At 39.1% G+C, this 26,099-nt stretch carries 18 protein-coding genes and 3 tRNA genes; 9 read left to right on the forward strand and 12 right to left on the reverse strand.

The window, feature by feature from the left end:
- Positions 1-18: 18 nt before the first annotated feature.
- The 5 genes from ASU31_RS28025 to ASU31_RS24070 form a co-directional block, all read right to left on the reverse strand.
- Entirely contained in the window at positions 19-300 is a 282-nt protein-coding gene (locus ASU31_RS28025; RefSeq protein WP_083505515.1) for an Arm DNA-binding domain-containing protein, read from the reverse strand.
- A gap of 265 nt (positions 301-565) precedes the next feature.
- Positions 566-639: transfer RNA gene (locus ASU31_RS24055), tRNA-Pro, on the reverse strand.
- 50 nt (positions 640-689) lie between these two features.
- Positions 690-763 (reverse strand) — tRNA-Pro (locus ASU31_RS24060).
- Positions 764-863: 100 nt separating this feature from the next.
- Positions 864-950: transfer RNA gene (locus tag ASU31_RS24065), tRNA-Ser, on the reverse strand.
- Between the two features lie 82 nt (positions 951-1,032).
- Entirely contained in the window at positions 1,033-3,039 is a 2,007-nt protein-coding gene (locus ASU31_RS24070) for an HD family phosphohydrolase (protein WP_157258263.1), read from the reverse strand.
- Between the two features lie 190 nt (positions 3,040-3,229).
- On the opposite strand from ASU31_RS24070, the gene ASU31_RS24075 reads away from it, so the two are divergent.
- The 8 genes from ASU31_RS24075 to ASU31_RS24105 all read left to right on the forward strand — a co-directional run bounded on the left by ASU31_RS24075 (position 3,230) and on the right by ASU31_RS24105 (position 11,928).
- Entirely contained in the window at positions 3,230-4,087 is an 858-nt protein-coding gene (locus ASU31_RS24075; RefSeq protein ID WP_057934811.1) for an SPFH domain-containing protein, read from the forward strand.
- Positions 4,088-4,091: 4 nt separating this feature from the next.
- Positions 4,092-4,613: a hypothetical protein gene (locus tag ASU31_RS24080; RefSeq protein ID WP_057934797.1), complete on the forward strand. Its 522-nt coding sequence runs from the start codon at positions 4,092-4,094 to the stop codon at positions 4,611-4,613.
- A gap of 2 nt (positions 4,614-4,615) precedes the next feature.
- Positions 4,616-4,783, forward strand: coding sequence for a type II toxin-antitoxin system antitoxin (locus ASU31_RS27310; protein WP_083505516.1), 168 nt, complete (start codon positions 4,616-4,618; stop codon positions 4,781-4,783).
- A gap of 482 nt (positions 4,784-5,265) precedes the next feature.
- Entirely contained in the window at positions 5,266-6,441 is a 1,176-nt protein-coding gene (locus ASU31_RS24085; RefSeq protein WP_057934798.1) for an acetyl-CoA C-acyltransferase, read from the forward strand.
- Positions 6,442-6,517: 76 nt separating this feature from the next.
- Positions 6,518-7,375, forward strand: coding sequence for a hypothetical protein (locus ASU31_RS24090; RefSeq protein ID WP_245224603.1), 858 nt, complete (start codon positions 6,518-6,520; stop codon positions 7,373-7,375).
- 147 nt (positions 7,376-7,522) lie between these two features.
- Complete coding sequence (locus tag ASU31_RS24095) at positions 7,523-9,112, forward strand: peptide MFS transporter (protein WP_083505517.1); 1,590 nt, start codon at positions 7,523-7,525, stop codon at positions 9,110-9,112.
- A 63-nt stretch (positions 9,113-9,175) separates the two neighbouring features.
- Entirely contained in the window at positions 9,176-10,657 is a 1,482-nt protein-coding gene (locus ASU31_RS24100; protein ID WP_057934800.1) for a peptide MFS transporter, read from the forward strand.
- Positions 10,658-11,166: 509 nt separating this feature from the next.
- Positions 11,167-11,928, forward strand: a complete 762-nt coding sequence (locus ASU31_RS24105; protein ID WP_057934801.1) for a polyprenol monophosphomannose synthase — start codon at positions 11,167-11,169, stop codon at positions 11,926-11,928.
- 188 nt (positions 11,929-12,116) lie between these two features.
- Here the strand turns inward: ASU31_RS24105 and ASU31_RS24110 are convergent, their stop codons facing one another.
- From ASU31_RS24110 to ASU31_RS24125, 4 genes are all read right to left on the reverse strand, one after another.
- The gene (locus ASU31_RS24110) at positions 12,117-12,626 is read right to left on the reverse strand and encodes a YdeI/OmpD-associated family protein (protein ID WP_057934802.1); all 510 of its coding nucleotides are present in this window, start codon (positions 12,624-12,626) and stop codon (positions 12,117-12,119) included.
- A gap of 398 nt (positions 12,627-13,024) precedes the next feature.
- Positions 13,025-16,036, reverse strand: a complete 3,012-nt coding sequence (gene dnaE, locus ASU31_RS24115) for a DNA polymerase III subunit alpha (protein WP_057934803.1) — start codon at positions 16,034-16,036, stop codon at positions 13,025-13,027.
- A 2-nt stretch (positions 16,037-16,038) separates the two neighbouring features.
- Positions 16,039-17,352: a DNA polymerase IV gene (dinB, locus tag ASU31_RS24120; RefSeq protein WP_057934804.1), complete on the reverse strand. Its 1,314-nt coding sequence runs from the start codon at positions 17,350-17,352 to the stop codon at positions 16,039-16,041.
- Between the two features lie 501 nt (positions 17,353-17,853).
- On the reverse strand, positions 17,854-19,815 hold the full coding sequence (locus ASU31_RS24125) for an OmpA family protein (protein ID WP_057934805.1): 1,962 nt from the start codon (positions 19,813-19,815) through the stop codon (positions 17,854-17,856).
- A gap of 384 nt (positions 19,816-20,199) precedes the next feature.
- On the opposite strand from ASU31_RS24125, the gene ASU31_RS24130 reads away from it, so the two are divergent.
- The gene (locus ASU31_RS24130; RefSeq protein WP_057934806.1) at positions 20,200-20,385 is read left to right on the forward strand and encodes a hypothetical protein; all 186 of its coding nucleotides are present in this window, start codon (positions 20,200-20,202) and stop codon (positions 20,383-20,385) included.
- Positions 20,386-20,412: 27 nt separating this feature from the next.
- Here ASU31_RS24130 and ASU31_RS24135 read toward each other — a convergent pair whose 3' ends face one another.
- The 3 genes from ASU31_RS24135 to ASU31_RS24145 form a co-directional block, all read right to left on the reverse strand.
- Complete coding sequence (locus ASU31_RS24135; protein ID WP_057934807.1) at positions 20,413-21,060, reverse strand: response regulator; 648 nt, start codon at positions 21,058-21,060, stop codon at positions 20,413-20,415.
- A gap of 111 nt (positions 21,061-21,171) precedes the next feature.
- The gene (locus tag ASU31_RS24140) at positions 21,172-22,143 is read right to left on the reverse strand and encodes a PorP/SprF family type IX secretion system membrane protein (protein WP_057934808.1); all 972 of its coding nucleotides are present in this window, start codon (positions 22,141-22,143) and stop codon (positions 21,172-21,174) included.
- A 14-nt stretch (positions 22,144-22,157) separates the two neighbouring features.
- Positions 22,158-26,099 (reverse strand): DUF7507 domain-containing protein (locus ASU31_RS24145; protein ID WP_157258259.1); only part of this gene is annotated, 3,942 nt, incomplete at its 5' end.

Genomic DNA, 26,099 nt, shown 5'->3' on the forward strand with positions numbered 1-26,099 from the left:
AAGGAACTTAGATGTGCATCATCCGGTAATCAAATTGGTGGCCAGTTTGGCCCGAAACAGAGGGGTCACTTTCACCGAAATACACAGCTTGAGCTTCTCCCTTAATAAAATAATTTCGGGTGTATTACCCATGAGCCTTTGAGTCCGCTGATTCCAAAATTCCGATTCGACAGACCTTTTTACCGCTAGCCGGAGGTACTTACCATCGACTGTAATTTTCGCATAAATTGGAGCTTTGCCATTTAGCTCATTTTCCCGCTTTAAATAGAATGAGAGGGCAAAAGTGTGCTGAGATTTCATAAAATTCCCTCCTAAGCTTAGCACCTATTCTAGCACCTGAAAAACAATAAAAATCAAGTGATAGCAAAATGGTGCAAAATAATTTTTAGTGATTGAAAAAAATATGCGACTCAAAAATTTACAATGATAGAAATAAGATTTTGGTGCTGAAATAGGTGCTAAATAGGTTGATATTTCTAGCACCAAACTGATATGGAATAAAAACAAAAAACCCTCTAATCAATTGATTTAGAGGGTTTTTGACGGATTTCGAATCCTTGTTTTGTCGGGATGGCAGGATTCGAACCTACGACCTCCTGCTCCCAAAGCAGGCGCGATACCGGGCTACGCTACATCCCGAACTTGGCATCGATCTTTTAATCCTGTTTTAAAAGTGGATCAACTTTTTGTCGGGATGGCAGGATTCGAACCTACGACCTCCTGCTCCCAAAGCAGGCGCGATACCGGGCTACGCTACATCCCGAACTTGGTATCTTCTTTTTAATTTCCCTTTTTCGAAGGGATTGCAAAGAAACGGTTTTAAATTGATAATTCCATTTATTTTTGCAAATTTTTATTTTCTGCGGAGAGGGCGGGATTCGAACCCGCGGTACCGTTACCAGTACGACAGTTTAGCAAACTGTTCCTTTCGGCCACTCAGGCACCTCTCCTTTTCGACCTCTATTTTCCGCCCTACCGGCGTTGTTTTGAGGTCTGCAAATATAGTAAAACAAGTTATCCAACAAAAAAAAATTACAAAATTTGTTGATAATCTATACGCACATGATAGATGCTCATAAGCATCGTCTTGAATATCAATTTGATAGTCTCAATATCTTTTAATGTTAAATCGCAGTCATCTAACTGGTTTTGCTCCAATTTGTAGTTAATTATCCTTTCTACGATGTCATTTATGTTCTGAGCATCGGGATTTTTCAGACTTCTTGACGCAGCTTCGACCGAATCGGCGAGCATCAACACACCAGTTTCTTTGCTAAAAGGTATTGGTCCGGGGTAACGGAAAATGTTTTCGTCGACAAATTTTTCAGGCGTATTTTTCAAAAAAGACTGATAAAAATAATCAACCCGGGTATTTCCATGGTGTGTTCTGATAAAATCGATAATCGCTTCAGGAATCTGGTTCTTCCTTAAAATCTCAATCCCTTTGTGCACATGCTGAATAATGATCTGCGCACTTTGCTCGTAAGGTAATTTATCATGCGGACTCACAGCGGTATTCTGGTTCTCGATAAAATATTGTGGATTGTCTACTTTACCAATATCATGATATAAGGCACCCGCCCTTACCAGCACCGAATTGCCCCCTATTTTAAATATTGCGGCCTCTGCAAGGTTTGCCACCTGCAAAGAGTGCTGAAACGTTCCAGGCGCTTTAAAGGCAAGCTCCCTTAACAGTTTATTATTGGTATTGGTGAGCTCAATTAAGGCCACATCTGATGTGATACCAAAAATACGTTCGAACAGATAAATTAAGGGGTAAGCTAAAAGAGATAAGAGTACACTAAAAACAAAAGGAATAAAATTCATCCATTCTATTTCGCGGAAAGATCCTTCGCGAAGCAGGGCAATACCTATAAAAGAAACTAAATAAGCCAAAAGAATAAATAAGGCCGAAACCAGGAATCTTTCGCGCTTAACAAAGTTTTTTATACTAAATATGGCAACCATGCCTGCAGTAACCTGATAAAACACAAACTCGAAACTATTAGCCACAAAAAAACCGGCAATTAAAATCACCAGCATATGGAGGTAAAGTGCCAAACGGGTATCAAACAGTATCCTAATGATAATGGGCACTACACAAAACGGAATGTAGTACAAACTTGGGATTTCCATTTTAATGGCCCAGGTTAATGCCAGTAACATCCCCGTGGTAACAATCAGGATTAAGGAAAGCTGACGGTTATCGGCAAAAATATCCTTCCGGAAAAGAAAAAGGAAAGACATTAAAATAGCGAGTATAAAGCCAACCAATATTACCTGCCCCAAATAAACCAATGCCCTGCTACCAATTGTTTTGCTCTGTGCATCGTAGGTTGCTTTATAAGATTCTAGTTTCTGATAAATTTCTTCATCAATAACATCATTCTTCGCTACAATAAGCTCTCCCTTTTGTACCATACCCTTGGTAGTAGAGATATTGTTAACCGTATTATCCTGTATAGTTTGAGTCAGGCGCTCATCAAATACGATGTTTGGGGTAATGTGATCAATGGCAAGGTTTGCAACCAGATCGCCCATTACCTGATTGGGGGCTTTAAAATTATCTTTAAAAAACTTCAGGGCCGATTCTGCGGTAAAAACATCCTGTGTATTCTTTTCCTGGGCTACATTGTTTTCAAGTAAAGAAAAGTCATAGTTCTTCCCTCCCGCCTGATGTTTCACATTTAAACCGATAATCCCTTTCTCGTAAATGTTCTGCAGCAATTTATAGGAAGCACTTTTATATACGTCCTTATCTTTTTCGTTAAGTTGCTTAGATTTCCATTTCACATCAAACTCGTTGGCAAACTCCTCCAAAGCATTTGCCGTAATGCCCCTATCGAATTGGTAAACAGGTAAAATATCTTTTAATGCATTCTTTTTATCGGCACTAACCTGTGGATTGGTTTTTAAAATAGCAAAACTAAAGGGCGAAATCAGGTCCTTATTTTTCCATACTGCATTTTTTTCAAACTCATATCTAAACCGGGGCTGTTTGGGTAGAAATAACGTAATAATGAAAACGGTAAATATCATCATCACATATTTTAGGTTTGATGAATACTTCCGGTAAAGGATCTTGTGTGAATTTCTCTTGATTTTGGCCAAAATGATGTAATTATTGTATTGTCAAAAATAGCATTTTTATCTAATATACATTTTACAGGTTTTGTTTGCAATTACCGGATTTTATATTTTACTTTATGATATCAAATTAATATCAATTATGTATCAAGAAAAAATTATTAATCCGCCATCGGGCTATCTAACATTCGCACTATGCATCGCATTGCTGGGCGCTTCTATTTTCTGTTTTGTTTCAGAAATTTTTCTCTGGGGAGGAATTTTACTGGCAATAGATATATTTTTAATATTCCCGGGCTTTTTAATCATCAACCCTAATCAATCAATGGTACTCACCCTTTTCGGAAAATATATCGGGACAGTAAAAGCCGATGGATTTTTCTGGGTAAATCCCTTAACCTCAAAAAGACGTTTATCATTAAAAGCGAACAATTTAAACGGACAGCAGTTAAAAGTTAATGATAAACTGGGCAACCCGATCGAAATTGCTGCTGTGGTGGTTTGGAAAGTAAACGAAACTGCCAAAGCTGTTTTCTCTGTAGAAAACTACATGCAATACGTAAATATACAAAGTGAAGCTGCTGTAAGGCATTTGGCTAACATTTTTCCATACGACCATGCTGAAGGGGAAGAAACCAGCATCACTTTAAAAGATGGTGCTGATAAAGTAAGCGAACTTTTAGAAAACGAACTGAACGAACGTTTATCGAGAGCAGGTATTGAAGTTTTAGAAGCCAGGATTTCGCATTTGGCTTATGCACCAGAAATTGCCAGTGCCATGTTACAGCGTCAACAGGCCACTGCAGTTATTGCAGCCCGTAAATTAATAGTAGAAGGTGCTGTAGGCATGGTAGAGATGGCTTTAGAGAAATTATCGCAAAAAGGAATTGTTGAGCTGGATGAAGAGCGTAAAGCAGCTATGGTAAGCAATTTACTGGTGGTGCTTTGCGGCGATCGCCATGTACAGCCCGTGGTAAATACCGGAACATTATATAATTAGCAAAATGGAATTTGAGGAAAAACAAAGCTTAAAACTTTGGTGGCTTTATATTTTATTAGCTATTGATGCTGTTATTGTGCTTAGCATCGTACTTTTTGATAAAGGCGGAATGAGCTTTGAGACTTTAAAAACTACTTATTTTGCTCCATTTTGGGCAGTATTTCTTCCTTTTGCGATTATTTATCTGCTTCAAAAAAATAAAATGACTTTGCAGATCGGTGCTGAAGGCATTTCTTACAAGTATTTTCCATTTCAAACCAAACTGAAGCTATTGAATTGGGGCAACATCGAGAAAGTTTATATCAATAAGTACAATGCTTTAGGAGATTATGGCGGATTTGGTGTTCGCAGCAGGCTTTGGTTTAAATTTAACGACAAGGCCTATATCCTAAACGATAAAGATAAAGGTTTACAGATTGAATTTAAAAATGGCAAAAAGCTCCTGTTCAGCTCAAATAAGATAGAAGAACTGCAAATGTTTCTTATTAATTTAAAAACGAGGTATAATATACAAGCAATACAATAAGAATGGCGGAGAAAGATAAAAAAGCTTTTGTATTAAGAATTAGTCCTGCTTTATTAAAAGAAGTAGAAACCTGGGCTGCCGATGAGTTTAGAAGTACGAACGGACAGATCGAGTTTCTACTCACGCAGGCTTTAAAATCAAGAAAAAAAGGTAAAACAAAAGAAGAATAGAAGCAAGGTTTCCGAAGTTTTTAAGGCCCAAGGCATCAGCATACTCCGGAAGTCTGTTAATATTTGGGCGTTATCCAAGCTACATAAGGATCGGCTCAGGGCTGCGCTTCACTCCGGTACCTATAAAAAAATCGATGCTGAGCCCTTACAATTCTAACGCAAATGTACTGATCTAAATTAAACCTATCAGGTTTTAAAAACCTGATAGGTTTGTACATTAATAAATTTTCTTCATCCAGCAACCTAGCCAAAGAACCACCAACCAAGCAACCTAAACCTGATGGCAGCGACAGCCCCGAAGTATGAGGGCTACAGCGAATAGCAGGACTGTACTCTCCTAAGCACTACTGGTACTGCTTTCCAAATAAAAAACGAACTTTATTTTCAATTGAAATATGCAAAAACTAACAATCATTCGTTATTGCAATATTAAAAATGTATAACTTAGCGGCCTAACCAAAAATTCATAAAATTTAGTTTACATGAAAGAAGTTGTAATTGTATCAGCTGTGCGAACGCCTATTGGCAGTTTTGGAGGCTCATTAGCTCAATTTTCTGCTACTCAACTTGGTGGCTTTGCCATTAAGGCTGCTATCGAAAAAGCTGGATTAAAACCAGAACAGATCCAAGAAATATATATGGGTAATGTTTTATCTGCTAACCTGGGGCAAGCGCCAGCTACGCAAGCTGCAAAATTTGCAGGTTTACCAGATTTACCTGCCACTACAATAAATAAAGTATGCGCTTCGGGCACAAAAGCAATTATGCTTGCAGCGCAAAGTATTACAAATGGCGATAATGAAATTATTGTAGCCGGTGGCATGGAAAGCATGAGTAATGTTCCCTATTACCTGGATAAGGCAAGAAACGGCTATCGCTTAGGCCATGGGCAAATTACAGATGGCCTGGTAAAAGATGGACTATGGGATGTTTATAACGACTATCATATGGGGTCTGCCGCCGAACTTTGCGCTACAGCATGTAACATCAGCCGCGAAGCGCAGGATGATTTTGCAATAGAATCGTACAAAAGAGCTCAGGCAGCACAAACTTCGGGCAAATTTGCCAGCGAAATTGTAGCTGTAGAAGTGAAAGACCGTAAAGGCGAAATTACCCTTGTTGATACCGATGATGAGCCTACCGCGGTTAAATTTGATAAAATACCTTCATTAAAACCTGTTTTCAAAAAAGATGGAACCGTAACTGCTGCAAATGCCTCTACTTTAAATGATGGCGCAGCAGCATTAGTTTTAATGAGTGCCGATAAGGCAAAAGAACTGGGTTTAACACCTTTGGCCAAAATATTAGGCTATGCTGATGCACAACAAGCACCGGAGTGGTTTACAACTGCACCTTCAAAAGCAATTCCATTGGCTTTACACAAGGCCAATATCGATATTAAAAATGTTGATTTTTTCGAAATTAACGAAGCTTTTTCTGTAGTTTCCATTGCAAATAATCAACTTTTAGAACTAAACAACAGTCAGGTTAACGTTAATGGTGGCGCTGTTTCATTGGGGCACCCACTTGGTGCATCGGGCGCAAGAATTGTAGTTACCTTACTTTCGGTATTGGCACAGAACGACGGAAAAATCGGTGTTGCCGGAATCTGTAACGGAGGTGGTGGTGCAAGTGCACTTGTTATAGAGAAATTATAATTTTTTGGTTTTGCAGAATCTTTGCGTATTTGATCGTATGAAACTTATCAGATTTTATATCCTTTTAATCTTTGGAATGCTAAGCTTTAACTTAAAAGCGCAGCAGGCGCCAAATAAATTAGGGGTTTTCCAGGATACACTGATTAAAATATCGGCAAGGGTTATTTCTGCTCAAAGTGATGCACAAAAACTAGAAATAAACGGCAGTTTTGTAAAAACTTTGGTAGAGGCTTTAAAAGCCTCCAATTCTTTTTCTTATCCATTCGATTCGCTTAAAAATGTATCGGTAATTAAATCATCCGATCAGGCTTTTAGGATTTTGAGCTGGTATGTCCTGCTCGAAAACGGTTCATATCGCTATTATGGGGCCATCCAGATGAATACCAAAAGCGGTCCGTTGAAACTTTATCCCTTAATCGATCAGACCGAAAATTTAGCCGATCCCAATAGCATTACCACTAACCAGAAATGGTTTGGTGCCAGATATTATGAAATCGTACCGGTGACCAGTGGGAACCGCCTGCCTTATTATGTGCTTTTAGGCTGGAAAGGAAATACGCAGGCCACCACTAAAAAGGTAATCGATATCCTTTCTTTCGATAAAGATAATCTCACTTTTGGCGCCCCCGTTTTCGATGGAAAAGAATTAAAAGGAAAAAACAGGGTAATATTCGAATATGCCAAATCGAATGCAATGACTTTAAAAACGGATTTAAAAGCTGGGATGATCGTGTTCGACCATTTAGCATCCTTCAATCCGGAAATGAAAGATACCTTTGAATATCACGGATCAGATGGCACTTTTGATGGCTTTAAAATCATTGGCGGAAGATTAAAACTGCAGGAAGATATCACACTTAACAACGATCCGAATTCGAGTGATGAACTCTATGCCGATCCAAAGAAAAATGTGAAGCCCATCAGAAAGTTCTAATTTTTAACAAACCTTAACAAATCATTTACCTAACACATCATTTAAAAATTTGTGAGTTTGGCATTCGCTGACTATATTGCGCCCTGCTTAACTAGCTTAAACAACACACAAATTCTGAATTCATAAACTAAAACCAACAAATGTTTTATGCAAACATCTAATGAAACCATTAGTATTGACCATAGCAAGGAACTAGATCTCCACTTAGACAGTAACAATGTATCCAAAGAAAAATTATTTAGCCACCCAGTAGGCCTCTTTGTGCTATTTTTCACAGAAATGTGGGAAAGATTTAGTTACTATGGAATGAGATCATTACTTGTTTTATTCTTAGTAAGCGAAATAAGTAAAGGTGGCTGGCACTGGACAAGACCAGAGGCTTTACAGCTTTACGCCTGGTACACAGGTTTAGTATATTTAACTCCAATAATTGGCGGCTTAATTGCGGATCGACTGACTGGATACAGAAAAGCTGTTATCCTAGGTGCTTTAATTATGACCATTGGCCACATATCAATGGCGTTAGAAGGTTCAAATACCAATTTCTTCTATCTGGGATTATTTTTATTAATTGTTGGAAACGGATTATTCAAACCAAATATTTCTTCTATCGTAGGAAAACTTTACCCATCTACAAGTGATAAAAAAGATGCTGCTTACACTATCTTTTACATGGGCATTAACTCCGGTGCGTTTTTAGGTATGTTAATGTGCGGTTATATTGGCGAAAAAGTGGGCTGGCACTGGGGTTTTGGATTAGCGGGGGTATTTATGTTTTTTGGAATGCTTCAGTTTTACTTTGGACAAAAAATATTTGGTGTTTTAGGTGCGGCTGTAAATAAAACAGAAAAAGTAATTGACCCAACAGATGAAATTTTACCAAAAAAAGTAAGCAATCAACGTTTAGCTGTAGTCGCTGTATTTTCAATTTTCACTATTTTCTTTTGGATGGTATTTGAGCAGGCAGGCGGCTCAATGACTATTTTTGCTAAAGATTACACACTTAGAAATTTAACAGGAAATGCAAGTACAATCTTTAAATGGGTTGATGCAATACTTACTATTTTCCCACTTATTGCGGTAACTGTTGTTTTATTAAGCCTGGCGGCAAAAATCGCAAAAAAATATCCCGCCACAATAATTTTCACTGCAATAAGCTTCATTATTATCTGGGGATTAGCCATTTGGAAGGTAGAAAAAGAATTTACTGCTTTAAACACAGAAGTTCCTGCTTCATGGTTTGGGATTCTAAATTCATTCTTTATTGTTTCCCTTGCACCATTTGTGTCTAAAATATGGGAAACTAAATTTAACCCAAGTGGGCCTGTAAAATTTGGACTCGGTTTAATTTTTGTAGGTATAGGTTTTGCAGGATTGGCTTATGGAGGTATGGATATTGCAAAAGGTGCTACATCTGCACAGGTAAGCATGTTTTGGTTAATTTTCGCATACTTCTTCCATACTGTTGGGGAATTATGTGTTTCGCCTGTTGGATTATCTTACGTTAGTAAATTGGCTCCGGCCAAAGTGGTAGGTTTAATGTTCGGTGTATGGTTTACCTGTACAGCGATTGGTAACTGGTTAGCAGGTACTACCGGCGGCTTAATTGACAAAATAAGCTCAGAATACTCCATTTCCATTTTCTTCTTAATATTTACCATTATACCTATCGTTGCAGGCTTAATTATGTTTGCTATAAGTCCGATATTGCGTAAATGGATGCACGGCGTTCACTAATCAAAAAATAAATTTAACAAAAAGCCCGATCTCCATCGGGCTTTTAATTTTTAGTCATATTTAATGGAAAAAACAGTTTCAATAGAAGATATTCAAAATTTTGAGGGAAAATACCCGAAACAGCTCTGGCATTTATCGTTGGTAGAAATGTGGGAGCGTTTCTGTTTTTACGGAATGCGCGGGGTATTGGCTTTCTTTATGGTTGAGCAATTGGGTTTAAGCGACCAAAAATCGAACCTGCAGTACGGTGCTATACAAGCCTTTGTTTATGCCTTTACTTTTATAGGTGGTATTTTTGCCGATAAGATTTTAGGTTTCAGAAAATCTCTTTTTTGGGGCGGATCATTGATGATTATCGGGAATTTAATCCTAGCCTTCTCTCCTCATGATCTGTTTTATGTTGGAATTACCTTATCTATTATTGGAACAGGTTTCTTCAAGCCCAATGTTTCATCAATGGTTGGCGAACTATACCACGAGAAAGACAACCGGAGAGATGCGGGCTATGGACTTTTCTATGCAGGGATTAATGTAGGTGGATTATTGGGCGGTGCGATGTGCATTTATCTGGGCAAGTATTACAGCTGGCACCTATGTTTCTTGTCTGCTGCACTGGTAATGATGTTCGGTTTGGGCACATTCATTTTCACAAAAAAACACTTAGGTCCGATCGGGAATTCGCCTTTGCTGCATCTTAAAAAATCGAAACAGCAGCTATGGGAAATAGCCGTTTATGTGGGCTCGATACTTTGTATTCCACTGATTTATATCATGGTAAAAAACACGGCCTTTACCGATTATTTCATGTACACCATAGGCATTATTGCGCTGGTTTATTTCTTGTACGAAACGTTTAAAATAAAAGATAAAAAAGCGCAATATAAACTGCTTGCTGCTTTTGTTTTTATCTTCTGTTATTTCATTTTCATGGCCATATCTGAGCAGAGTGGTGGTTCATTATCATTATTTGCAAAGGATAATCTTGATCATAAAATCCTCTTTTTTAATATTGATCCGAATGTGGTAAACAATAGTGTTAACTCTTTTTTTGTAATTGTTTTTAGTCCGATTGTTGGCATTTTGTGGTTGGGCTTATACAAACGCAAAATAGAACCGAACACGGTTGTAAAATTTGGAATCGGCTTCCTTTTACTGGCTTTGAGTTTTTATGTTTTTTACGCCACGAGGTTCTTTGCCAATGCACAGGGCATTAGCTCATTAAATGTATTTACACTAGCCTATTTATTATTAACCCTTGGCGAACTTTGTTTGGGCCCGATAGGTATGTCGATCATTACTAAACTTTCTCCAAAGAAAATGTTCGGGATGATGATGGGACTTTGGTTTTTATCAAGTGCTTTCGGGCAGTTGGCTGCCGGAAAATTAGGCGCAGAAATGTCGAGCATTGATAACGCATCATTAACCACAAAATTAATGGCTTATACCGAAGGTTATAAGGCATTGGCATTATATTCTTTAATTGCGGGTTTGGCGCTGATTATTTTCTCGCAACTGGTTAAAAAGTTAATGCAAGAGGTGAGGTAAGAAAGGGATCGTCATTTCGATCCCGAATGTTCGGGAAGAAATCTACAAAACGATTAGTTATTAAAATACTGGAAGATTTGAAAATGAAAAGACAGTAGTTCTTGGAGGTCTACTGTCCCGCTCTTCGTTCCAAGTCCTCGCCCTCATATTTCGGTCTGCGGGCTTTACACGCCGATCGGGTTTAGGAACAAAGGTTTGTGCCATAAAAGCTAAAAAGAAATATAAAAGCTGGCCGGTATCTGTAATATTGCAAAACTGCTAAACCAGGATCCAGACCTTGAAAACGAAGATCTGCGAAATCAGCGAAAAATGTGGGTAAGCTTTCGACTACGCTCAGACTGACAATGCTTAAAAACAACTAATAAAACAAGTCCGGGAAGACGAATTATCTCGAATTAATGAAAATTCATGAAGGTTTCACATTAAATATTTACTTTCGCAGTTTAAAAGCAATTGTATCGTTTAATATAAATACTAGAAGCTTACATTATTAAAAAACCACAACAAACGTGTCAGATAGTTTAGTCATCATTCCCACCTACAACGAGAAGGAAAATATCGAAAAGATCATTAGAAAGGTTTTTTCTTTAACGCAGCCTTTTCATGTTTTAATTATTGATGATGGTTCTCCTGATGGAACTGCTGAAATTGTAAAATCGTTACAAGACGAATACGAAGGACATTTATTTATTGAGGAGCGTGCAGGGAAACAGGGATTGGGTACAGCCTACATTTACGGCTTCAATTGGGCATTACAACACGATTATGCCTATATTTTTGAAATGGATGCCGATTTCTCGCACAACCCCGATGACCTATCCCGCTTACGCGAAGCCTGTGTAAACGGTGCTGATGTAGCCATTGGCTCCAGGTATGTTAAAGGTGTAAATGTGGTAAATTGGCCAATGGGCAGGGTTTTAATGTCGTATTTTGCTTCAATGTATGTGCGTATGATTACCCGCATAAACATTCAGGATGCTACTGCGGGCTTTAAATGTTACCGCAAAATTGTATTGGAAACCATTCCATTAAATAAAATTAAATTTGTTGGTTATGCGTTTCAGATCGAAATGAAATTTACCGCCATTAAATTTGGCTTTAAAGTGGTCGAAGTTCCAATCATTTTCACCGACCGTACCGAAGGAACATCAAAAATGAGCACCCGTATCTTTAGGGAGGCTTTTTTAGGTGTAATCCAGATGAAGGTTTGGAGTTGGTTTAGGAATTATAGTAGAGAGTCCGGAGTCAGGAGTCCGAAGTCAGGAGTCTAGAGTCTTTAGTCCGGCGCATTTAAGTTCAAAGCTATAGTTAATAGTTCATAGACGATAGTTGATGATCTATCGAGATAGTTTGATTCCATATATTTCTGATCAGCAAATCGTATCAACCCGTATGCTAGGCTATTTCTCCATCAACTATCTAACTATCAACCAATCGCCTCCTACTCAGAACTACTGACTTATGACTTCCCCTGCGATTCCCTGATCATTGCGCCAAAATCCTGCCCTTTATCCATGGCTTTAACAGTCATTACAATTCTTTTGGTACGTGTAGGTTCGGTTTTAGCTTGATTGATCCAGTTGATGTAATAGTTTTGATGCGATTTAGGTTGTTTTAAAAAATTCCGGATTAAGTGTTCTTCTTCCGATAAGCAGATCTCGAGGTCTTCGGGCATTTCAATTTTAAAATCTTTATCTTCTTCTAAATAAAGTTCAACACCTGCTCCAGCTTCTTTTCTTAGTTTTTTACGGACTTCACCTTTTAAAGCAATAATAAAATCGCCCTCTCCCATCGGGATAGTTGCCATACCGCTAATCTCCAGCTGATCTATCTTTCCTTTTACCCTGAAGCTCTTTTTACAATCTGGTTTGATTTCGTTGGCCAGTGCTGCCGGAATAAACACATAACTCCAGCCGGTTTTTTCGCCCATGGTTTCGAAACGCTCTATTTCTGCTTTAAAGTGGATCATGGTTTAAATATAAAAATTATGTTTTAACAAGTAAATGATTAAATCGTTAGGCTATTTGTGAACTCGCTAGAAATGAGTCTTAGTTTTTTTTACCATATAAGGCATTTAAGGAACATATAAGCTTAAATAAACTTCTATTCCTCAGATGATAAATGAGTTTAAATATTGATGTAGAAAAGATTTTTCGCTGTGCTCAGAATGACAGTTTTAAATAAAGAGGTCGTCATAACGACTGCACTCGAAATGGTGATTCAGGACCTAGTTCCATTGCCCTAGCAGTATATCTAAAAAGCAATTCTTCAGAACAAAAAAATTATAAAATAATTCACTAAAAGATTAATCGGCTCAAAAACAAGCCAAATCATGAGCCGATTAGCAAGATTAATCGGCTCATAACATTAAACTGCCACCGGATTCATCTGGATATCCAATTTAGCGAACTTTAAAACCTCTATGCTTTGAAAACCGAAATCTTCTACCACTTTACCTAAAATAAGGTAACAGCCCTTTCCTTTAAAAGGATACATCGGCGTAGTATTTGGGAAATGTGTAGTATCGAAGAAATCGCCGTTGGCATCTAAAAAAGTACCGAACCACATTTTGCTATTTTTAATGGTGTGTACTGTTTTTTCGCAAACATAGTTCCCTACCATCCTTACCGTTTTGCCCAAATGTTTGTGCATATCGGCTGCCATGGCATCACCACGGTATGGTGTTTTCAAAAAATCGAACATATCGTAATTAAGCGGATAACCCAACAGTTCCAATTCGGTATAAGCATTTTCCAGCTCCGAATCGGCCAATGCGGGGAGCTGATAGGTTTTGTAACTGAGCTTAAAAAGCTCGGCATGATTCACTTTCTTCTGTTTAAAGCCAAGGTAGTTGTGCACATCCCAAAGCAGGGTTTTACGATCTTTTCCGGTAAAACGTAAAGCGTCCAAACGGATTAAAATAATCGCTTGCTCCAGCGAAATACAGCTCCGTTTTACAAAATCTTCGAGATCGAGATATGGGCCGTTCGCCCTGCGTTCGTGTGGGATGATTTTGATGTTTTTTTCTTCCAGTCCCTGAACGCCGATAAACCCTAGATAAGCGTCTTCACCCTTTATATTCACTACTTCATCGCTACGGTTAACACAGGGCAAATGCACCCTTGCTCCTGTTTTCTGCAATTCGTAAACGTAAACCCATCTACTATAAAACCCGCCATAATTATTCAGCACGGCTACCATAAATTCCATAGGGTAGTATGTTTTCAAAAATAAGCTCTGATAACTTTCTACCGCAAAAGAGGCTGAATGTGCTTTAGAAAAACTGTAACCGGCAAAAGATGAAATCTGTCGCCAAACTTCGGTAATGAGTTCTTCTGAGTGCCCTTCATTTCTGGCTGAGACAAAAAACTTGTTTACTAGTTCATCAAAAGCCAGTTTAGACCGGTATTTACCACTCATCGCTTTGCGCAGGATATCGGCATCGGCAAGATCAAGACCTGCAAAATAATGACATACTTTGATCACATCTTCCTGATAAACCATTACCCCATAGGTTTCGCTAAGCCGTTCTTTCATTACTTCGCAGAGGTATACTACTTTATCTGGCGCATGGTAACGCTCGATATAGGATTTCATCATGCCCGAACTGGCCACGCCCGGACGGATAATGGAACTGGCTGCCACCAAGGTAAGGTAGTTATCGCATTTCAGTTTTTTGAGCAGTTGCCGCATAGCTGGCGATTCGATATAGAAACACCCTATGGGCTGCCCTTCTTTAAGGATACCATTCAATTTCTGATCTTCTTTAAAAGTTTTAAAATCATGTATATCGATATGCTTTCCCTTATTTTTTTTAATCAGTTGCACGGCTTCGCGGATGTGCCCAATACCCCGCTGACTCAAAATATCGAATTTCTCGTATCCAATGGCTTCAGCTTCGTACATGTCCCACTGTACCGTTGGAAAACCTTTGGGCGGCATATCTAAAGCGGTATAATAGGTAATCGGTTCTTCGGAAATTAATATCCCCCCAGCATGAATAGAGCGCTGGTTGGGCATCCCCTTCATATATCGATATACTGCCAGTAACTTTTGGTAAGTAGCATTGAGCAAATTTTCGCGTTCTTTGGTCGGATCGGTAAAACTATCTATTTCATCTTTGGGCAAACCCAAAACCTTACCAATCTCCCTGATAATTGCACGGTCTTTAAAAGTACTCATCGTGCCTAAAAAAGCAACATGCCATTTGGGATAGCGTTCAAAGATATAACGTTGTATCACTTCCCTTTCGTCCCAGGAGAAATCGATGTCAAAATCTGGTGGACTCGTTCTTTTTTCATGTAAAAAACGTTCAAAGTATAGATCAAGGTCTATCGGATCTACATCTGTAATGCGCAAACAATACGCTACAATACTATTGGCACCCGAGCCACGGCCAACATGGTAAAAACCGCATTTATTCATGGCATAGCTTACAATATCGAAGGTGATGAGAAAATAGGCACAGAAGTTTTTAAGTTCGATGATCCGGAGTTCTTTCTCCAAACGCTCAATGGCCTCTGTATTATTTTCACCATAACGGTATTTAAGCCCTTCTTCGGCCAACTCTCGAAGCATTTTTTTATCCCCTTCGAAATCTCCAGTATAAAAAAACTTGTTTTTAGAAGTAGGTGTAGGGCCATCTTCAAAATAAATACTTAAATCGCAGCTGTTTATCAGTTTCTGTGTATTTTGAACAATGAAGGGATACTGTTCAAATTGCTGGGTTAGTTCTACTTCTGGAATCAGGAACTCATCCGGATCACATTTTTGCTCATCGGGCACTTTACTTAAAAGCGTATTGAGCTCGATCGCCCTAAAATATTCGTGCAGGCGGTAGGTGATCTTATCACTAACGGTAACAGGATGCCACACCAACAATTTTTCTTTCTGTTTTAAAAGCGGATGTTTATACAACAGGTTGAGCTGTTTGGCCCGGATGCCTACAAATTCATTTGCTTTTAGTGCTGGGTTAAAAGGTTTTTGAAAGGGATAAATGATATAAACATTCTCCATTTCGGGTGGAATATTGGGTAACGGAATATGGTTGATGTTGTGGTGGCTTAAAAATTCATTCAGCTCACGCATTCCCTCTTTATTCTTCGCAATGCCTACATACAACAACCTGTTATCGATCCGGAATTCGATCCCCGCTACCGGTTTAATCTGATACGGAATATTGCCTTTGTGTATTTCATCGGCTTCTTTGGCAATGCCTTGTTTGTAACACTCGCGAATAAACTCTACCGCACCAGTTGAATTATTGATATCAGTAAGTACCATTTGGTGGATACCCAAACTACGGGCAGTAGCAATCAGCCGATCAATGCGCTGCGTACCATACTTTAGGCTATAAGAAGAATGCACATTTAAAAACATTGCTAATCATAAGATTTAGTACCTATTGTTCCTTTTTCACTCATAAAACTTCTAATTTTCGATCGTTTCCTTACTTCCTGCTGTTCTTCCTCCGTTTGGTTTTCGATCAATATTTTCTTTTTGCGCGGATTGTACTTGATTATTTTTCCCGTTTCATCTCGGGGCGGCTGCGTAACAATACAGGCCTTAACCACTGCTTCGGCACCATAATGATTGCGTACCTTATCCATAGCCTGGTAAAGGCTATATTCTTCTTCGGCAATATTATATAAACCAATCTGCTCGTAACCGCTCACCAGATGCGAAAGCTTTACGCCTATTAGTCGCAACAGCATCCGTTTAGCATATACTTTTTCGAACAGGCTATGTGCTTTGCTGATTAAAAAAGAATCGAGCGAGGTATACGGAATACGTTCTTGCTGGGTAACGGTTTCGAAATTGGTATAACGCACGGTTACGGTAATGCAGGCGGTTAATTTTTTCTGGTTACGCAGCTGAAAAGTTAAGCCGGTAACCATTCCGGTTATAATGGCCTTTAGTTTGGCCATATCCATGGTATCGCTTTCGAAGGTAGCCTGTGTACCAATAGATTTTCTTTCACGGTAAGGTACAACTGGCGAAAGATCGATCCCATTTGCTTTTTGCCATAAACTTAAGCCATGCTGCCCCAGTATTTTAAACATGAGTTGTTGTGGGATCTGGGTAAGCGTAAGGATTTCGCGAACACCCATTTCGCTTAACTTTTTATAAGTAGCGTGGCCGATGCCCGGAATTTTGTGGATAGCCAAAGGATCGAGAAAGGGCCGCAATTCAGGAAAAGTAACTTGCCGTTCGCCATCGGGCTTAGATTCATTCGTGGCTATTTTGGCTACGGTTTTATTGATCGACAAGCCAAAGGAAATCGGTAAGCCCATTTCTTTGATAATGTTTTGTCTGAGCTCTGACGCGAATTTCATACAACCAAAAAAGCGGTCCATGCCCGTCATATCGATATAGTGCTCATCAATACTGGCCTTCTCAAAAAGGGGAACTTTATCGGCAATAATTTCGGTAATCTCGTGCGAAGCTTTGGAATATTCTTCCATATCGCCTTTTAAAAATATAGCCTGGGGGCACAGCAATTTTGCTGTTCTACCGGGCATTGCAGAATGTATGCCGTACTGGCGTGCTTCGTAGCTACAAGAGGCTACCACACCCCTATCGCCGCCGCCACCGATAATTACGGGTTTGCCCAATAACTTGGGATTTTTTCTGATTTCTACCGACACAAAAAATGCATCCTGATCCATATGAATAATCTGCCTTTCTTTATCCATTCTCGTATTATAAGGATGATTGAGATCAAAAATACTAATATTTTTAGTTTTAAAGAAAATTAAAACTGATTAATTTCAAACAAAATACTAACAAAATTAGTCTTCACATATTACACTTTATTATGCTGAGTTGCCTGAAGGATTGGCCACGGAAAGCACGAAACAAAAATATCAATCGATTGACATACAAAAACTTACACAATAAAAACAACACAGCAAAGGGATTAAACAATGGATGGTTGGTGAGGACACCAACCTTGGGGCAAGTTGCGTGTACCGTAACATAGGCATTTTTAACCCTATAAGGCATTGAAGAAAATAAGCATATATGCCCTTATATTTCTTATAAAGAAGGGTCTTCGACTACACTACCATTGAGGTATTGACTTTAAACAATTAATTAACCCTCAGACTGACAAATCGATAGCATCAACAATAAAAATGCCCCCGATTTTATCGGAGGCAGTAAAAAATTAAAATATATTGTAAATCTTATTGTGCTTATTGTTTTACGATTTTGAATTCTGTTCTTCTGTTTAACTGATGTTCTTCTTCGCTACATGCTACACCATTGCTGCATTTGTTTAACAGTTGTGTTTCGCCATATCCTTTTGCGGTGATGCGATTTTTATTAATGCCCCTCGAGATGATATATTTCACAGCAGATTCGGCTCTTTTTTGCGATAGGTTTAGGTTATAACCGTCCTTACCCCTGCTATCGGTATGCGAACCTAATTCGATCCAGATGGTCGGGTTATCAGCCATGATTTTAACCAGTTTATCCAGCTCTACTGCAGCATCCGGGCGGATGTTCCATTTATCGAAATCGTAATAGATATTTTCCAGCTTAATGGCTTTGTTAATTACAACAGCTTCTAAATACAGGTTTTGCGTAAGTACACTAGAAGTTGTTAAACCAATAGTTGCCAGATTTTCTACATCAGATCTGTAGTTTGTTTTCTCTGCTGTAACATTGTATTCAGATTCTTTGGCTAAATTAAATCGATAACCGCCATTCTCATCAGTTTCAGTTTTTAAAACAGCGCCATTTACTTTTGCTAAGGTTACCAATGCACCTGCAATGGGCTGGTTGCTATTTTTATCAAATACCCTGCCTTCTAATTTGAAAGCCAGGATCATTTTCTGATCAATGGAATAAATATCATCGCTACCTAAACCACCCTCGCGATTGGAAGAAAGGTAAACGATACCACCTTTTTCGTTTAAACTAAAGCCAAAATCATCCTGGGGAGAGTTGAAAGGATAACCCATATTTTCGATCTGGCCAATATTACCCTTTTCTCTTAAAGCCTGATAAACGTCTAATCCCCCCATTCCAACTCTACCATCGCTAGAAAAGTAAAAATTATCCTTTTCATCAAAAACCGGACTGCGTTCGTTGCCTTCGGTATTTACTTCTTTCAGGTTAATGGGTTTGCCCCATTCACCAGCATCTGTTTTTAGGCAAACATAAATATCAGTACCGCCCAGGCCACCTGGCATATTCGAAACGAAATAAAGGCTATTTCCATCGGTAGTAATAAAAGGATCGCCTACGGAGTAACCGTTTACATTATTATAAGCAAATGAAACCGGTTCGCCCCAAACACCATTGGCACCTTTTGTACTGCTAAAAATTTCTACATTAACGGTTGTTGGCTGTTTTTTTAAGCGTTCCAGTTCATCAGTGATACGGGTTAGCGTAAAATACATGGTTTTGCCATCGGCTGTAAAGCTTGCCGAACCGACGTGATACCTGGTACCTGCTTTTATGGGGAATAACTGAAGGCTATCGTTTGGCGATGGTTTGATGTATAGTTTCAGGTATCCGTTACCGGTCCAGCCGTATACTTTTTTATCGGGTTCTTTTGAGCCGTCGAATCTTAAAAACGGTTTGCTTTCCTGAGCGTTTAACCTACTGTTTGATCTGTCGGAAGTGAATACAACCCCTCCCTGATAGTTAACGGCACCCCAATCAGACTGTGTGCTATTTAAAGTTTTTTGATTGATGAGTTCGATTTTCTTCGGATTTCTGATCCATTTCAAAGCCGAATCGCAAGAGACAAGCCAAACAGCCTGCTGCTTTTCTGATATATTTTTCTTTTTATCAATATAATTCAGGTACTGGACTTTTGCTTCGCTGTATTTCGAATTGCGCTGTAACGCTTTGGCATAACCCAAAATATTCTCAGGGCTACTACCTGGCATTTTAGCTGCAATAGCATACCAGCTTTCGGCCTGTTTGTAGTTATAAACAAACGCGTAAGCACTTGCTAAACGCTCTGCAGTATGTAAAGTTTCTTTCTTTTTATAGGCTTGTTCGTATAAATCTATTGCCTTGCTGTAATTAAACAGTTCGTACTGCTTATCGGCATCTTTTAATGCATACTGGGCACTTGCCGAAAAACTGAATACAAATAAACAATATGCAGAAAGGCAGGTGCCTATTAAAATTTTCTTCATTATGTTGTTGGGATAGTTGGTCAAAAATACTGAATATAGTTAGTTTAAAATACCCTTGAGGTTGTCAATCTTAGGTTTTGTCTGATAAAAGAATAAGCGATCGAAATCTCATGTGTTCCGCTGCTGTAGCCTTGTAACGGGCCGATTGAAAAATTGCAGCCATAGCCGAGAGGAAAGGAGGTTGTTTTGTTAAATTAATTTTCTTAACAGAAAAATTATGCAAATGGCAGGATGAAGCGTGTAAATTTTTATTCATAGGTGGGATGATGTGTACCTACACCATTAGGAGAATGATACAATTCTATAATAGCTGGTTATAGCGAAAAGAATTAAATAAAACTTTGACTGTTTTAAAATGTTGAGTTAGTAATAAACATTTATCTCATGGAAACTAAAGACAATAAAAACACAGCTGAAAAAGAGCATAAAAGTAAAGGAAGCTCAAAGGGAAAGGCCTCCTTCGATCAAAACGGAAAGGGTTCTTCAGATAAATTTGGTCAGGCTGGCTCCATACCTAACGAGTCAGGAGAGAGTGGGCTTGGTACTGTAGATAAAAACAAAAAGACTTAAAAAGATAAAAAGAGTAAAATACTCTTTTTATCTTTCGTAGATACTCATCTTTTCAGCAAGTTCTATAATGCTTTTTATTTTCAGCTTTTGAAAAAGTCTCAACTTATAAGTACTTACTGTACCCATCTGAAGATTTAGCTGATTAGAAATTTCTAATACACCAATCCCCTTTGTTAGTAATTCTGCTACTTCTAATTCTCTACCCGAAAGTTTGGTAAAAGGATTATCGGCATCGTTACCTAATATACTGTTGAACATGTTTTCTTTAACATTTCTGCTCGAATAGCGACTGCCTGCTAAAATCGTAGTAATAGCGGTTACAATTTCTGATTCTTCTGCATTTTTGGTTAAGTAACCCGATGCACCCGATTTTAAATACGGAACAGCATAAATATTCTCATTCAAAGATGAAAATACCAAGATTTTTGCGTTTGGCTGAACCAATTTAATCTGATCGATTACCTTAAGGTTGTTACCACCTGGCAAGTTTACATCAATGATGATTAAACTCGGCGATTTTTCTGTTTCAACAAGCGCCTGCTCTAGGGTAGATGCATGAATGATTTCAACACCAGGCCAAAAGTCTGATATTAAACCTTTTAATCCACGGCGAATGATCTCATGATCATCAGCGATGAGCACAGTAAAAGTACTTACGGCATTTTTTGTTTTCATTATTTTAAGAATATTGTGCAAGTTAATAAAAAGTTATTTTTTTGTACGCAATTGTAGTTAATTTTTCGTTTAAATGTGTAAATATTATAATACACAAGTTTACAGTTTTGTTTAAAACACCCTTGGGGTTGCCAATCTGATGTTTGGTTTAATGAACGAATAGGACAAGGAAATCTCATGTGTACCGCTGCTATAGCCCTGTAGCGGACCGATTGAGAAATCGTAACCATAGCCGATCCTGAGTTTCTCTGATGGAAAAATCTGTATCGCTGCTACGGCAGAGTTCCTAGCTGTAAGATCACGCTGCAAATAGCTTTTATCATACAGCTTTACACCTGTACGATACGAACCGCCAACCCAGATAAAATCTTTGATCATCAAAAAGGCATTCAAATCCAAACTCGTTGGACCTCCGCGGTCGTCTTTTAACAAGAAAGAAGGTTTAACCTGAAAATCTTCCGAAAGCGGAAACAATGCTCCAGCGGTAAGGTAATAATGCGGTTTTGGCTGTGGGATAAAGGCATAACGGTCGATATTGATGTAAGTGGCAATCAGATTATCGGCCGAGAAACCTGCATAAAACTTATCGTTGGCAAAGTAAACCCCTGCCCTTGCATCGGGCACAATGGTGCTCTGCATACCAACTGGCTGGTTAGGTTCCGGGTTGTTCGGGTTTAGCAGCGAACCATCTATACCCAACTGCACCATTCCAAGGCCAAGGCCCAGTGCCAATCTCGAACTGCCATCATCGTTCATCCTGATGCGGTAAGCATAGTTACCGTAAATACTCAGGTTGGTCTGAGCGCCAAGTTTATCGCTCGCCACCTGAAGGGCCAAACCTACGTTGCCGCTGTTTGCAATGGCATCTACCGCCAGCGACATGCTTCTTGGTGCTCCGGTAATACCTGTCCACTGGCTCCGGTAAAAGCTATGTACATTCAGTACCTCTTTATATCCAGCGTAAGCGGGATTGATGTAGATCCCGTTGAACATGTATTGGCTATACTGGGCATCCTGCTGCGCAGATACCTGTCGCGAAAGCAACAAAAACGAACCTGCTATTAATATTATTAGTTTCTTCATTACCTTCCTCTTTATTAGTTTTTAAAGGCCCTAATCAGGGTGATATAACCTTTAAATACTTTCCATTCATTATTTCCACCTTTTCTGGCGCGAAGCAGATAGTAATAAGTTCCCTCATTCAAACCTTCACCTGTCCAGTTATTCTGGTAGCCTTTGGCACGGAATACTTCATTGCCCCAACGGTTAACAATGGTGATTTCGTTTTCAGCAAATTCGGCCAGGCCATTAATTTCAAACGTATCATTTATACCATCGCCATTTGGTGTAAACAAGTTCGGAATCAATAAATCATCGCCTGTTATAATTGCGGCATCTGCCATTACCATGTTATTATTTAATATTGGATCTGGCTGATCTGCTTTTACGGTAGCTGAATTATTTAATACACCTGCTGCTAAGGTTCTTGATTTAAAGGTTAACGTTGCACTCTGGTTTAAATCTAAACTTCCAACCAACCACGCTAAATCTCTGCTGGTGGTAGTATAAGTTGTTGTACCAATCGTAACCGTAATTTCTTTAGGCGCATCGATAATGGTCGAAAGCTTATCCGTAACGGTAACTCCAGTTGCCCTGTTCGATCCTTTATTGGTTACCGTAATTTTATAGGTAACATCAGAACCGGTTTTGATATCGCCTTTGGTTAGCAATTCTTTTGTAACCATTAAATCTGCTGATTTATCTACGGCCATAAGCGCCTCTGGCTTAATGGTTGTTCCTATTGGGCTCGTCATTACGACCACATTTTTTATCGTATTGTAACTATTTACATCTGGTGCAACTTTCGCATCAAAAGTTAATACCGTACTCGAATTGGCCTGCATATTAATCGTCCATTTCAAGGTATTACCCATAACGGTACCATAGCCTGAAACAGAATTCGGAACATAGGTTAAGCCTGCAGGAAGTTCATCGGTTATGGTTACTCCATTTAGTGCAGAGCCGCCTGTATTTTTAACCTGAAGCGAATAAGTCAAAATCTCGTTGGCCTGTGCTTTGCCATCTTTATTACCCTTGTTATCAGTAACCGATTTACTGCCTTCCAACATTCCCTCAGTTGGGATTGCCACAGCTGGGTTCAATGGAGTTAAGGTATTGCCAGGATCAGTTACCGTAGCAGTGTTATTCACACTTAACACTCCTGAAGGAATAATCGTGTTAACCGTTACTTTAAAGCTCACCTGTATCTGCCCGTTAGCAGGAATGGTTAAATTGTTCCAGTTTAATATGTTACCGATTAACGATCCTCCATTATCTGCACTAGCAATTAGGTAAGTAGTGTTAGCCGGAACTGCATCTGTAATCTTCACGCCTGTTCTGGCCGTATTTCCATTATTTTTAACAATAATATTATAGGTTAAAACCTCATTTGCTTCGGCCTTTCCATTGTTGTTGGCATCGGCAACGGTTTTTGAACTTACAATTTTTGGCAATTCTAAAATGGTAGGATAATCGTTATCTTCATCGGTTCCCGAAACATCCGAAACTGGATTTCCGGCTGGCGTAGTGGCCGTAAGTGTAGCCGTATTTCTTACCGAACTTGCATTTTTCTCTGCCTGCGTAATGGCATAAACTGCTGTGGCCACTGCCGTTTGATCAGGCGCAATACTTGCAGGTGTGAAAGTAAGTGTTGATGAAATTTTTGGATCAAGCAAACTGAAATTGCTTAAAGTAACATTACCAGTATTTTTTGCCTTAAAGGTATAGGTAACCGAATTTCCATCGGCACTTAAAATACCTGTTTTAACCAAAGTAAGCCCCGGTACTTCTTTAATCAAGAATACCGTAGGGTCATCAGGCGCCAAGGTTCTTGGATCGTCTGAAAGTTTGCTCAGTTTATTTGCACCCGAATATTTGGCAACCAAACCAGCCTGATTCACAAATTTGCCGTTATCAATTTCAGGTTGTGTTAAGGTATGTCTGGCTAAAATCAATGCGGTTTCGGCAGGTTCTAATTTACTGATCGTAGCAGGCGTAATACTACCTGGATCTGCTCCCTCATCAGTTACCACAATATCCGTAAGCGTAATGTTACCTGTATTGGTAACCTGAATGCTGTACTCGATTACTTTAACCACACCTGCAGCATTAGCAAACATTTTGGTAAACCTAAGCGATGGATTGGCCACAATTGGACTAAAAGTTGCATCATCTGCTGCAGGGGTTGATGGATCGTCGGATACTTTTGTGATCGTATTTCCTTTGGGATCTTTTACGTTTGCGCTTACCTGATTACTGAAACCACCAGCATTTACATCACTTTGTTTTACCGTATGCTTAGCAGTAATGTTCACGGTAGCACCTGGCAATACCGAAGTTATATTCGATGGTGTTAAACTGCCGGCATCTGCATTTGCATCAACTAATGCAATATCAGTTAGGGTTACATTCCCAGTATTTTTGAATATAATGCTGTAATTGATCACATCGCCAGCCTTAGTTGCACTGTTTGTAGCAGATTTGGTTATAGTGAAGCCTGGTGATGGTATTAATTTGGTTACTGTAGCATCATTAGGAGTTGGTGTAGCCGGATCATCAGACAATTGGTTAATCACATTGCCTTTATTATCAGTTAATTTTATTGATGCCTGATTGGTAAACGATCCCAGGTTGATATCGTTTTGCGTTAAAGTGTGTTTTGCCGTAACATTAACACTTGCACCTGGTGCCAAAGCTGAAATACTTGCCGGTTGGATCGACCCAGCATCAACCGCGGCATCGCTCACAATCAAATTGCTTAACGTAACACTTCCTGTATTGGTAATAGTGAAAGTATAATCGATCGATTCGCCAATTTTCGCCCCTACAGTACTGGCTGCTTTTGTAAAAGCAAGTGAAGAAGTATTTAAAACTGGAGTTTCTGTAGGATTATCATTTCCACTTCCAGTTCCAGAAATATCGCTAACGGTATTTCCGGCAGGGGTTTTGGCGCTTACCGAAGCAGTATTACTTACTGATCCTGCATCTTTATCACTTTGTGAAAGTTTATAAACCTGATCGAAGGTAAAGCTTGCCCCTACCGCTAACGTTGTAGAGAATGTTTTATTCAAGGCCAATTTCTGATCAATCAGCACTATATTATTTAAGGCTACATCGCCAATATTGGTAATATTAAAAGTGTAAGTAATGCTATTACGATCGGGACTTAAAGCACCTGTTTTAACCAATGCTATTTTACCCTTCAATATGGCTGTGGTAACCGTTGATTGGTTGTTGGTATGCTCAGGATCTGTTGATTTGGCGGTAGGACTTAGCGATACACTGTTTACTAAATCTGCCCCGGCAAACGTTGCTGCAACATGACCATTAACCGTTAAACTTACCTGTTGACCAACCAATAGATCAGTTGTAAGGGTAAAAGTTTTTCCTGCTGAACTATAGGTTCCACCAATTGCGCTATAGCTTATATTTTCCAATCCTGCCGGAAGATTTTCTATCAGTCCGATTGATTCGCCGCTTAATACCGTAGCAGGTCCGTTGTTTTTAATGGTGATGGTATAGCTGATATCACCGTTTGTCTCAACACCAGTTACATTGGCTGTTTTGTTTATCTGAAAATCGGTTATCCAGTTCGGGATGCTTACGGTTACTACCGCCGTTGAAGTTTTTGCCGCATCCAATTTATCGGTAATCTGATAAGTCAACGTATAAACTCCTGGAAGCGTTCCTGCTGCAACATTTACCTTTCCTGTTGCTGCATCGATGTTAATCTTTGGATTTGAAGTTGAAATCTGATTGATTACAACCATAGTTATCGTCGCAGGAGAAACATCATTATACTTATCGTTAATCAGGATATTTTCAACAGCAGTGCCACCTGTAAAACCATTTGCCGTTCCGGCATCGTCTTTGGCCAAAATTGTACTTGTACCAACTGTGATTGTTACCGTAGCTGTTTTCGTCTGACCTGGGTTCAGCTTATCTTCGATCTGGTAAACCAAAGTATAGGTTCCTGCAGG

The organism is Pedobacter ginsenosidimutans (assembly GCF_001442625.1).
GTDB lineage: Bacteria > Bacteroidota > Bacteroidia > Sphingobacteriales > Sphingobacteriaceae > Pedobacter > Pedobacter ginsenosidimutans.